Below are 12088 nucleotides of genomic sequence, written 5' to 3'. Positions count from 1 at the left end.
TTTTCCAAAAAATAAGAAAGGTATAAATAGACTGTTATTATTTATTTAATTAGCAAGTCTTTTTAATTCGCCTTTTTTTTCGTAATTAGAAATGTGGTGTAAACCGCCGGATAAGAGTTGGTTAATTGACACCACCTTTGATGAGTAAGCAATGAGTATGTCTACAACCACCGAAGTTATCGCCCATCATTGGGCATTTGCTGTCTTCCTCATAGGCGCATTGGGGTTATGTTCGCTCATGTTGTTGGGCGCCCGCTATTTAGGCGGACGCGCACAGGCAAGGGCAAAGCATGTTCCTTATGAATCTGGTCTTGATTCTGTTGGCAGCGCTCGTCTGCGCATGTCAGCTAAATTCTATTTAGTTGCCATGTTTTTCGTTATTTTCGATGTTGAAGCACTGTTTCTTTATGCCTGGGCTGTTTCCGTTCGTGAAGTTGGCTGGTTAGGCTTTATTGAAGCATCAGTCTTCATCGCTATTTTATTAGCTGGATTATTCTATTTGGTTCGTATAGGCGCATTAGATTGGACGCCTGTTCGTTCTCGTCGTGAAACCGCGAGTAAAAGCCATGTTCGATTAACCAGCGGCAAACATCCGCAGCAGTAATAAGCGAGGCATTAGAAATGGATTATACACTCACCCGCATAGATCCGAATGGTGAGAATGACCGTTATCCCCTTCAATCACAGGAAATTGTCAGCGACCCATTAGATGCTCACGTTCATCGCAGCGTGTATATGGGAAAACTGGAACATGCATTGCATGATGTTGTGAACTGGGGACGGAAAAACTCTTTATGGCCATATAACTTTGGTCTTTCCTGTTGTTACGTTGAAATGGTGACGTCATTTACGGCTGTGCATGACGTGGCTCGTTTTGGTTCAGAAGTATTACGTGCATCACCTCGTCAAGCTGACTTTATGGTGGTTGCGGGTACTTGCTTTACTAAGATGGCACCTGTTATTCAACGTTTATATGATCAGATGTTAGAGCCTAAATGGGTTATCTCTATGGGGGCATGTGCAAACTCTGGTGGTATGTACGATATTTATTCAGTAGTGCAAGGTGTGGATAAGTTCATTCCAGTTGATGTGTATATTCCTGGATGTCCGCCACGCCCTGAAGCTTATATGCAAGCACTCATGTTATTACAAGAGTCCATTGGTAAAGAACGTCGCCCATTATCATGGGTTGTCGGCGACCAAGGCGTTTACCGTGCTAATATGCAATCAGAACGAGAAAGAAAACACGGTGAACGTATCGCAGTGAAAAACCTGCGTACTCCTGACGAAATTTAAAGGCTTTTGCCTAAGACGTAACCAGAGCAATGTGTTGCGATCATAGTAACCCTGATCAAAGTTGTGGTGAATAGAAATGACCGATCAGATAGCGCAAAAAGGCGCTCGGCCAGCGTGGGAAACGACCGATCATATTGATGATCAGGTGGTTAATGAACTACGTCAGAAATTTGGACCCGATGCGTTTACGTTCCAGCCTACTCGTACTGGCATGCCAGTTGTTTGGGTTAAACGGGAACAACTCATTGAGGTAATGCTATACCTCAAATCTTTACCAAAACCTTATGTCATGCTGTTTGATATGCATGGTTTTGATGAGCGTCTTCGTACGCATCGTCAAGGCTTGCCAGCAGCAGACTTTTCCGTTTTCTATCATCTGATATCAATCGATCGTAATAAAGATATTATGTTGAAAGTCGCATTAAGTGAAAATGATCTTAATGTTCCGACTATCACATCTCTCTTTCCTAACTCGAATTGGTATGAGCGTGAAGTCTGGGATATGTTTGGGATTGTCTTTAATGGGCATCCAAATTTACGCCGTATTATGATGCTTCCTGATTGGGAAGGTCATCCACTGCGTAAAGACTATCCTGCTCGTGCGACAGAGTTCGATCCTTATGTGCTGACCAAGCAGAAACAGGATCTGGAAATGGAATCGCTGACATTCAAACCTGAAGAGTGGGGGATGAAACGCGGTACTGAGAATGAGGACTTTATGTTCTTAAACCTTGGTCCTAACCATCCATCATCTCACGGTGCATTCCGTATTATTCTTCAGCTTGATGGCGAGGAAATCGTTGACTGTGTGCCTGACGTGGGTTATCACCACCGTGGTGCTGAAAAAATGGGTGAGCGCCAATCTTGGCACAGCTATATCCCATACACAGACCGAATCGAATACCTCGGCGGATGCGTTAACGAAATGCCTTATGTACTTGCAGTGGAAAAACTTGCCGGTATTGAAGTGCCTGAACGCGTTAAAGTCATTCGTGTCATGCTGTCAGAGCTATTCCGTATTAATAGCCACTTACTGTATATCAGTACCTTTATCCAAGACGTTGGTGCAATGACACCGGTGTTCTTTGCCTTTACTGACCGTCAGAAAGTTTACAACATCGTTGAAGCGATTACTGGATTCCGTATGCACCCGGCATGGTTCCGTATCGGTGGTGTTGCTCATGACTTACCACGCGGTTGGGAGCGCTTATTACGTGAATTCTTAGATTGGATGCCAAAACGTCTTGATTCTTACGTAAAAGCGGCTCTGCAAAACAGTATCTTGAAAGGTCGTACTATTGGTGTTGCCTCTTATAACTCAAAAGAAGCATTAGAGTGGGGTGTAACAGGTGCTGGTCTTCGTGCAACAGGTGTTGAGTTTGACGTCCGTAAATGGCGTCCATATTCAGGTTATGAAAACTTTGAATTTGAAATCCCGGTTGCAAGTAATGGTGACTGTTATGACCGCGTAATGCTGAAAGTAGAAGAACTACGCCAAAGCTTACGTATTCTGGAACAATGCTATAAAAATATGCCAGAAGGGCCATTTAAAGCAGACCATCCACTGACAACACCGCCACCAAAAGAGCGCACATTACAGCATATCGAAACCATGATTAACCACTTCTTACAGGTTTCATGGGGTCCTGTTATGCCTGCTAATGAATCATTCCAGATGGTTGAAGCCACGAAAGGGATCAACAGCTATTACTTAACCAGTGATGGCAGCACAATGAGCTACCGTACGCGTATTCGTACGCCAAGCTTTGCTCACTTGCAACAAATCCCAGCGGTTATCCGCGGTAGTCTGGTTTCTGACTTGATTGTGTATCTGGGAAGTATTGATTTTGTAATGTCGGATGTGGATCGTTAATCATGCAAAATGAATTAAACCAAAAAGATGATGCTGTGCAGATCGAAATCGTCGATGTAACACATTCAAAGAAAGCAACGTTTGTTTTAACTGAAGAAGAACGTGCTGAAATTGAACAAGAAAAACATCATTACGAAGATCCTCGTGCAGCCTCTATTGAAGCACTGAAAATTGTGCAAAAGAACCGTGGTTGGGTTGAAGATGGCGCAATCTATGCGATTGCGGATGTTCTTGGGATCCCAGCAAGCGATGTTGAAGGCGTTGCTACGTTCTATAGCCAAATTTTCCGTCAACCCGTTGGCCGTCACATCATTCGTTTTTGTGACAGCGTGGTTTGTCATATTACAGGTTATCAAGGCATTCAGGCAGCGATTGAAAAGCACCTTAATATCATTCCTGGTCAAACAACACCAGATGGTCGCTTTACGTTACTGCCAACCTGCTGTTTAGGTAATTGTGATAAAGGTCCTACTATGATGGTAGATGACGATACTCACAGCTTTGTTAAACCTGAAGAGATTGAAACGTTACTGGAGCAGTATCCATGACAGCAATTTCAGGAGCAAAACCGATTATTCGTAGCGCAGAAACGCACCCGCTAACGTGGCGCTTACGTGATGATCGTCAGCCTGTATGGCTGGATGAATACCGTGCTAAAAACGGTTATAAAGCGGCAGAAAAAGCATTGAAAGGGATGGCACCAGAAGAGGTAACAACCCAAGTTAAAGATGCTGGCCTAAAAGGTCGTGGTGGTGCTGGATTCTCAACAGGCTTGAAATGGAGCCTGATGCCAAAAGATGAAAGCATGAATATCCGTTACATCCTTTGTAACGCAGATGAAATGGAGCCGGGTACTTATAAAGACCGTCTCTTAATGGAAGAGCTTCCACATCTGTTAATTGAAGGGATGATTATCGGCGCTCACGCACTGAAAGCTTACCGTGGCTATATTTTCCTTCGTGGCGAATATATCGAAGCGGCTAAGAATCTGCGCCATGCTATTGAAGAAGCAAAGGCAGCAGGCTTTCTGGGTAAAAATATCTTCGGTTCAGGCATTGATTTTGAACTGTTTGTTCACACAGGTGCAGGTCGTTACATCTGTGGTGAAGAGACAGCATTAATCAACTCCTTAGAAGGTCGTCGTGCTAACCCGCGCTCTAAACCTCCATTCCCTGCAACATCAGGTGCATGGGGTAAACCAACTTGTGTCAATAACGTTGAAACACTGTGTAACGTGCCAGCGATTATTGAACACGGTAAAGATTGGTATATCGGCTTAAGTGAAGGCAAAAGCCCAGATGCGGGTACTAAATTAATGGGATTCTCAGGTCGCGTGAAATATCCGGGCTTATGGGAATTACCATTTGGTACAACAGCGCGCGAGATCCTTGAAGATTACGCAGGTGGTATGCGTGATGGTCTTAAGCTGAAAGCATGGCAACCGGGTGGTGCAGGTACTGACTTCTTAACAGAAGATCACCTCGATCTCCCAATGGATTTTGGCACGATTGCAAAAGCAGGTAGCCGTTTAGGTACCGCACTTGCGATGGCGGTAGATAATGAAATTAATATGGTTTCATTAACCCGCAACTTAGAAGAGTTCTTTGCTCGTGAATCTTGTGGCTGGTGTACACCTTGTCGTGATGGCTTGCCATGGAGTGTCGAAATCTTACGTGCGATAGAAAACGGTAAAGGTCGTCCTGGTGATATCGAAACCCTTGAACATTTATGTCGTTCTTTAAGTCCGGGACACACATTCTGTGCGCATGCACCGGGTGCAGTAGAACCTTTACAAAGCGCCATTAAATATTTCCGTGAAGAATTTGAGGCTGGCATTATTCAAGAAGATTATACCAATGCCAACTTGATCAGAGGTATTCAGCCTAACTTGCTGAAAAGCCGCTGGTAATTTTTCACGACACATTCTAGGTTTAACGCCTGCTGTGCAGGCCTTTGGGAAGCATGCTGACTATGGCTACGATTCATGTAGACGGCAAAGAATATGAAGTTAACGGGGCTGATAACCTGTTAGAAGCCTGTCTTAATTTAGGCTTAGATATTCCTTATTTTTGCTGGCATCCAGCGCTAGGAAGCGTTGGCGCTTGCCGCCAGTGTGCGGTTAAGCAATATCAAAATGCTGAGGATACCCGCGGTCGTTTAGTGATGTCTTGTATGACACCAGCGACTGATGGCACGTTTATCTCTATCGATGACGAAGAAGCGAAGAAATTCCGTGAAAGCGTTGTTGAATGGTATATGACAAACCATCCTCATGACTGTCCAGTTTGTGAAGAAGGGGGGAACTGCCACCTTCAAGATATGACGGTAATGACAGGTCACACTATGCGTCGCTATCGCTTTACTAAGCGTACACATAGAAACCAAGATCTGGGACCGTTTATTTCTCACGAAATGAACCGTTGTATTGCTTGTTACCGCTGTGTTCGTTACTACAAAGATTATGCTGATGGTACTGATCTCGGCGTCTTTGGTGCGCATAACAACGTGTTCTTTGGACGTGTTGAAGATGGCACATTAGAGAGCGAATTCTCGGGTAACTTGGTCGAAATTTGTCCGACCGGTGTATTTACTGATAAAACTCACTCATCACGTTATAACCGTAAGTGGGATATGCAGTTTGCACCAAGTATTTGCCAAGGTTGTAGCATGGGTTGTAACACAAGCCCGGGTGAGCGCTATGGCGAATTACGTCGTATTGAAAACCGTTATAACGGAACTGTAAACCGCTATTTCCTTTGTGACCGTGGTCGTTTTGGCTATGGCTATGTGAATTTAGCAAGCAGACCTCGTCAGCCTAAAAAACGTTTAGGCAGTAACTGGTTAGAAATTAACGCTGTTCAAGCGACTCAAGCTGCTGCGGATATGCTGAAGAAAAGCCAGCGTATCGTGGGTATTGGTTCCCCGCGTGCAAGCATTGAAAGTAACTTCGCATTACGTGAAGTTGTTGGCGCTGAAAACTTCTATAGCGGTATCTCTGCATCAGAGCAAAAACGACTGACGTTAATGTTAGATATTTTACAAAAAGGTGGCGTTCATACTCCATCTCTGCGTGAAATTGAAAATTACGATGCGGTTTTAGTGTTAGGTGAAGATTTAACACAAACAGGCGCTCGTATGGCATTGTCTGTACGTCAGGCTGTGAAAGGTAAAGCGCGTGAAATGGCAGCCGCTCAAAAAGTAGCTGACTGGCAAATTGCTGCGATTATGAATATCGGGCAACGTGCAAAATATCCGCTGTTTGTTACTCATGTTGATGAAACTCGCCTTGATGATGTTGCTGCATGGAGCTATCGCGCACCGGTTGTTGATCAAGCTCGTTTAGGCTTTGCGATTGCAAATAACATTAACGGTGATGCACCCGCTGTTGATGGTATTGATGAAGCGCTGAATAAACATATTGAAATGGTTGTTCAAGCACTTTCTCAAGCGAAAAAACCATTAATTATCAGTGGTAGCCATGCGGGTAGCGAAGACGTTATCAAAGCCGCCGCAAACATTGCTTTTGCATTAAAAGCAAAAGGTAATGACGTAGGGCTTTCTTTTGTTGCTGATGATGCAAACAGCATGGGTCTTGCCATGATGAATGCTCAGCCACTTGATGATGCATTAAAAATGATGCGCAGTGGTCAAGCTAACACCGTTGTTGTCATGGAAAACGATTTATATCGTCATTATGATGCCGATGTGATTGATGATGCGATTGCGAAAGTAGATAACTTAATTGTTATCGACCACCAGCAAACAGACATTATGGCGAAAGCACATCTTGTTCTCCCAGCGTCTTCATTCGCTGAAAGTGATGGAACAATGGTGAGCCAAGAAGGCAGAGCGCAACGTTACTTCCAAGTTTTCGAACCTTCTTTCTATAACAAAGACGTAGTGATGCATGAAAGCTGGCGTTGGTTGAGTGCTGTTGATTCACAATGGCATGAAAGAACGCTGGATTGGACACAGTTAGACAATGTTATTGAGCATTGTGCAACTCGTCTTCCTCAGTTTGCTGGCATTGTTGATGCGGCACCGAATGCCTCATTCCGTATTCGTGGACAGAAACTGGCCCGTGAACCTCATCGTTATAGTGGTCGTACTTCTATGTTGGCGAATGTGTCTGTTCATGAACAGCGTCAACCGAAAGATATCGACACCCCATTTGCGTTCTCAATGGAAGGTAATAACAGCCCAACAGCACCTCGTCAGCAAATTCCATTTGCATGGGCGCCGGGTTGGAACTCCCCTCAAGCATGGAATAAATTCCAAGCAGAAGTGGGTGGCAGCTTACGCTTTGGCGATCCGGGTGTGCGTTTAATCGAATGTGGTGATAATACACTTGGCTACTTCACTGATATTCCTGCGCCATTTAATGCACAGAAAAATCAATGGACTGTCGCGCCTTGCTACCGTTTATTTGGTAGTGAAGAGTTATCACAACGCGCTGAAGTTATTCAATCTCGTATGGAAACCGCTTATTTAACATTGAGTGAATCTGATGCCCAAGCATTAGCGTTAACTCAAGGTCAGCAAGCGATGTTTATTTACGAAGGCCGTGAATTCACCTTACCTGTGAAAATCAGTGCTCACCTGACTCAAGGTCAAATTGGCTTGCCGTTAGGTATGGCAGGTATTTCTCCATCGCTGGTGGGTGTATCGGTTCGTCAACTGCGGGGTATTGCATAATGAGCTGGTTATCTCCTGAAGTTACAGAGATTTTACTCACCGTATTAAAAGCCGTCGTGATCTTGCTTGTCGTGGTCACTTGTGGTGCTTTTATGAGTATGGGGGAACGTCGTTTACTGGGTTTATTCCAAAACCGTTATGGGCCTAACCGTGTAGGTTATGCAGGTTCAGCACAGCTAATTGCGGATATGATCAAAATGTTCTTTAAAGAGGACTGGATCCCGAAATTTGCTGACCGCTTTATCTTCACCATTGCACCAGTGATTGCGTTTTCATCTTTACTGCTGTCATTTGCGATTGTACCTGTTAGCTCAACATGGGTTGTTGCTGACTTAAACATCGGTATTTTGTTCTTCTTGATGGTTGCAGGTATTGCGGTGTATGCCGTGTTATTTGCAGGATGGTCAAGTAATAACAAATATTCCCTGTTAGGTGCAATGCGTGCATCAGCACAAACCGTAAGTTATGAAGTGTTCTTAGGGCTTTCAATCTTAGGTGTTGTTGCACAAGCTGGCTCTTTTAACCTGACTGACATCGTAAACTCACAAGCAAATATGTGGAATGTCATCCCACAATTCTTTGGCTTTATTACGTTTGCGATTGCTGGGGTTGCTGTTTGTCACCGTCATCCATTTGACCAACCAGAAGCAGAGCAAGAATTGGCTGATGGTTATCATATTGAATATTCCGGTATGAAATTCGGTTTGTTCTTTGTGGGTGAATATATCGGTATTGTTGCGGTATCAGGTCTTATCGTGACGTTATTCTTCGGTGGTTGGCAAGGACCTTTCTTACCGTCATTTATTTGGTTCGCACTGAAAACAGGATTCTTCATGATGATGTTTATCCTTATCCGTGCATCGTTGCCGCGTCCGCGCTACGACCAAGTGATGTCTTTTGGTTGGAAAATTTGCTTACCGTTAACGCTTATTAATCTGCTGGTTACTGCTGCAGTGATACTTTACAACGCTCAATAAGGGGTGATTGAACCATGACTTTAAAAGAGTTATTGACTGGTTTCGGCACCCAGGTACGAAGCATTTGGATGATTGGCTTACATGCCTTCGCCAAACGCGAAACACAGATGTACCCGGAAGAACCTGTCAATGTTGCACCACGCTATCGTGGACGAATTGTGTTGACGCGTGATCCTGATGGTGAAGAACGCTGTGTTGCTTGTAACTTGTGTGCAGCAGTCTGTCCAGTTGGCTGTATTTCATTACAGAAAGCAGAACATGAAGATGGTCGTTGGTATCCGGAGTTTTTCCGTATCAACTTTTCTCGTTGTATCTTCTGCGGTTTATGTGAAGAAGCTTGCCCAACAACGGCGTTGCAATTAACGCCTGATTTTGAAATGGGTGAGTTTAAGCGTCAGGATTTGGTTTATGAAAAAGACGATCTGTTGATTTCAGGGCCAGGCAAATATCCTGAATATAACTTTTACCGTAAAACAGGTATGGCGATTAACGGCAAAGATAAAGGTGATGCGGATGATGAAGCTAAACCTATCGATGTCAAAAGCCTGTTACCGTAAGGAGCGATATTCATGGAATTTGCATTTTACATCGCGGGGCTGATTGCCATCCTTGCAACATTGAGAGTGATCACTCATACCAATCCTGTACACGCCTTGTTGTACTTAGTGATTTCATTGATTGCGCTCTCTGTGGTTTTCTTCTCGTTAGGTGCCTATTTTGCGGGTGCATTAGAAATCATCGTTTACGCTGGCGCTATTATGGTGTTATTCGTTTTCGTGGTGATGATGCTCAACTTAGGTAAATCCGTCGTTGATCAAGAGAAAAAGTGGCTACAACCGAAGTTTTGGATAGGGCCTGCGCTTTTATCTCTGATGCTATTAGTCGTGTTAATTTACGCTATTAGTAGTGTCACTCACGGTGAAATTGCTGGAGAAGTGATTGGCGCGAAAGAGGTCGGTATTAGCTTATTTGGGCCTTATATTCTGGCTGTTGAGTTAGCATCTGTTCTCTTATTGTCTGGATTGATTGTTGCTTACCACATTGGTCGTGATAAGAGCCATGACGATCTCGTCGAAAACGAAAACGCAGGGGAGCAAAAATGATACCTCTTCAACATGGTTTGATCTTGGCTGCGGTACTGTTTGTGTTAGGTTTTACCTGCTTAGTACTTCGCCGCAACCTGTTGTTTATGTTGATCGGACTAGAAATTATGATTAATGCAGCTGCACTGGCATTTGTTGTCGGTGGTAGCTTTTGGGGTCAAACAGATGGTCAGATAATGTATATCATGGCAATCAGTTTGGCGGCGGCAGAGGCAAGTATTGGTCTGGCATTGTTGTTACAGCTTCATAGACATCGCCAAAACATCAATATTGATACAGTCAGTGAGATGCGCGGATGAATATACTCTATTTAACCATTCTGCTACCACTCCTGGGATTCTTACTGCTCGCTTTCTCGCATGGTCGTTGGTCTGAAAACGTATCAGCATGGATTGGTACAGGTTCTGTTGGTTTATCTGCCCTCGTTGCACTTTGGGCTGGTATGGATTTCTTTGCTAACGGGCAAGAAACTCAAGTTCTGACTTTATGGAACTGGATGTCAGCAGGGAATTTTAATATTCCGTTTACACTGGTTCTTGATGGTCTTTCATTAACAATGCTGGGTGTGATTACCGGTGTTGGCTTCCTTATTCATATGTATGCATCTTGGTATATGCGTGGAGAAGAAGGGTATTCTCGCTTCTTTGCTTATACCAACTTATTTATCGCAAGTATGGTTGTCTTAGTACTGGCTGATAATATGATGCTGATGTACATGGGATGGGAAGGGGTTGGTCTATGTAGTTACCTGTTAATTGGTTTCTATTATAGCAATCCTGCTAATGGCGCAGCTGCGATGAAAGCGTTTATCGTAACGCGTATCGGTGATGTGTTCTTAGCTATCGGTATGTTTATCCTGTTTGACCAATTAGGCACATTGAGTTTCCGTGAAATGGCCGTACTTGCGCCTGAGCAATTAGCAGTAGGTTCAAGTGTCATTAACTGGGCAATGTTGATGGTATTAGGCGGTGCAGTAGGTAAATCAGCACAGCTTCCATTACAAACTTGGTTAGCGGATGCGATGGCAGGTCCTACACCAGTATCTGCATTAATCCACGCCGCAACGATGGTTACGGCAGGTGTATACTTGGTTGCACGTAGTAACGCGCTATTCTTAATGGCACCTGAAGTACTTGAGTTAGTCGGTATTATTGGTGCAGTCACATTAGTGTTAGCGGGCTTTGCGGCTTTAGTACAAACCGATATCAAACGTATTCTTGCTTATTCAACCATGAGCCAAATTGGTTATATGTTCTTGGCTTTAGGCGCTCAAGCATGGGATGCGGCAATTTTCCACTTAATGACCCACGCTTTCTTTAAAGCATTACTGTTCTTATCTGCAGGCTCTGTGATTATTGCCTGCCACCACGAACAGAATATCTTTAAGATGGGCGGGTTACGTAAGAAGATCCCATTTGTTTATGCTTGTTTCCTCATTGGTGGTGGCGCATTAGCGGCATTACCACTGTTAACAGCAGGGTTCTTCAGTAAAGATGAAATCTTATGGGGTGCGTATTCAAACGGGCATTTCAATTTAATGCTTGCAGGTTTAGTTGGCGCGTTATTTACGTCACTTTATACCTTCCGTTTGATTTTCATCGTATTCCATGGTGAAACCAAAACCGAAGCACACCAAGTTAAAGGGTTTACTCATACTTTCCCATTAGCGGTATTAGCACTGTTATCAACATTTATCGGTGCATTAATTACTCAGCCGTTAGGTGCTGTTTTCCCTGAAGGAAACGCATCGCATGAGGGTAAATATGTATTAGAAGCGCTTTCTGGTGTGGTAGCGATAGTAGGCGTTGCCATTGCAGCATGGTTATACCTGAAACAGCGTCAATGTGTTTCTAAGGTTGCTAATACTCGTACAGGTCGTTTCTTCTCAACATGGTGGTTCCATGCTTGGGGATTCGATGCACTGTATGAAGTGCTGTTTGTCAAACCTTATAAAGGGGCGGCGTGGCTTATCCAAAATGATCCTGTTAACCAATTCTTTAATCTATTCGGTAGCCTGCTTAAAGGAACCAATAAAGGATTAAGTTTCAGTGAGAATGGATTAGCACGTTGGTATGCGGCTTCTCTCGGTTTAGGTGCAGTGCTGGTCATCGCTCTGCTGCTTCTGGTTTAATTAAGGGACACAT

At 43.9% G+C, this 12088-nt stretch carries 11 protein-coding genes; all 11 read left to right on the top strand.

Annotated features, from left to right (window positions below; genetic code table 11):
* Positions 1 to 151: 151 nt before the first annotated feature.
* The 11 genes from QQS39_RS12490 (at position 152) to nuoL (ending at position 12075) form a co-directional block, all read left to right on the top strand.
* Entirely contained in the window at positions 152 to 604 is a 453-nt protein-coding gene (locus QQS39_RS12490) for an NADH-quinone oxidoreductase subunit A (protein ID WP_036912633.1), read from the top strand.
* A 17-nt stretch (positions 605 to 621) separates the two neighbouring features.
* Positions 622 to 1296 (top strand): NuoB/complex I 20 kDa subunit family protein, encoded by a 675-nt coding sequence (locus tag QQS39_RS12485; RefSeq protein ID WP_004243697.1) that lies wholly within the window; start codon positions 622 to 624, stop codon positions 1294 to 1296.
* Positions 1297 to 1372: 76 nt separating this feature from the next.
* Entirely contained in the window at positions 1373 to 3169 is a 1797-nt protein-coding gene (nuoC, locus tag QQS39_RS12480) for an NADH-quinone oxidoreductase subunit C/D (RefSeq protein WP_099073806.1), read from the top strand.
* A gap of 2 nt (positions 3170 to 3171) precedes the next feature.
* Positions 3172 to 3717 (top strand): NADH-quinone oxidoreductase subunit NuoE, encoded by a 546-nt coding sequence (nuoE, locus tag QQS39_RS12475; RefSeq protein ID WP_006533305.1) that lies wholly within the window; start codon positions 3172 to 3174, stop codon positions 3715 to 3717.
* Positions 3714 to 5078 carry an NADH-quinone oxidoreductase subunit NuoF gene (gene nuoF / locus QQS39_RS12470; protein ID WP_151435572.1) on the top strand — a complete coding sequence of 455 codons (1365 nt, stop codon included), beginning with the start codon at positions 3714 to 3716 and terminating at the stop codon, positions 5076 to 5078. The genes nuoE and nuoF overlap by 4 nt, the downstream gene beginning before the upstream one ends.
* 53 nt (positions 5079 to 5131) lie before the next feature.
* The gene (gene nuoG, locus QQS39_RS12465) at positions 5132 to 7864 is read left to right on the top strand and encodes an NADH-quinone oxidoreductase subunit NuoG (protein ID WP_151435571.1); all 2733 of its coding nucleotides are present in this window, start codon (positions 5132 to 5134) and stop codon (positions 7862 to 7864) included.
* A complete protein-coding gene (nuoH, locus tag QQS39_RS12460) occupies positions 7864 to 8841 on the top strand; it encodes an NADH-quinone oxidoreductase subunit NuoH (protein ID WP_006533300.1) in 978 nt (325 codons plus the stop codon). Before nuoG ends, nuoH begins: the two co-directional genes overlap by 1 nt.
* Positions 8842 to 8855: 14 nt before the next feature.
* Positions 8856 to 9398, top strand: a complete 543-nt coding sequence (nuoI, locus tag QQS39_RS12455; RefSeq protein ID WP_006533299.1) for an NADH-quinone oxidoreductase subunit NuoI — start codon at positions 8856 to 8858, stop codon at positions 9396 to 9398.
* A gap of 12 nt (positions 9399 to 9410) precedes the next feature.
* The gene (gene nuoJ, locus QQS39_RS12450; protein WP_100158482.1) at positions 9411 to 9944 is read left to right on the top strand and encodes an NADH-quinone oxidoreductase subunit J; all 534 of its coding nucleotides are present in this window, start codon (positions 9411 to 9413) and stop codon (positions 9942 to 9944) included.
* On the top strand, positions 9941 to 10243 hold the full coding sequence (gene nuoK, locus QQS39_RS12445; protein ID WP_099073810.1) for an NADH-quinone oxidoreductase subunit NuoK: 303 nt from the start codon (positions 9941 to 9943) through the stop codon (positions 10241 to 10243). The genes nuoJ and nuoK overlap by 4 nt, the downstream gene beginning before the upstream one ends.
* A complete protein-coding gene (gene nuoL / locus QQS39_RS12440; protein WP_151435570.1) occupies positions 10240 to 12075 on the top strand; it encodes an NADH-quinone oxidoreductase subunit L in 1836 nt (611 codons plus the stop codon). Before nuoK ends, nuoL begins: the two co-directional genes overlap by 4 nt.
* The last annotated feature ends 13 nt before the right edge of the window (positions 12076 to 12088 follow it).

Origin of the sequence: Proteus appendicitidis (assembly GCF_030271835.1) — a bacterium.
Taxonomy (GTDB): Bacteria; Pseudomonadota; Gammaproteobacteria; order Enterobacterales; family Enterobacteriaceae; genus Proteus; species Proteus appendicitidis.
The sequence above is the reverse complement of the archived record's forward strand: the minus strand, read 5'-3'. Positions and strand labels throughout refer to the sequence as shown.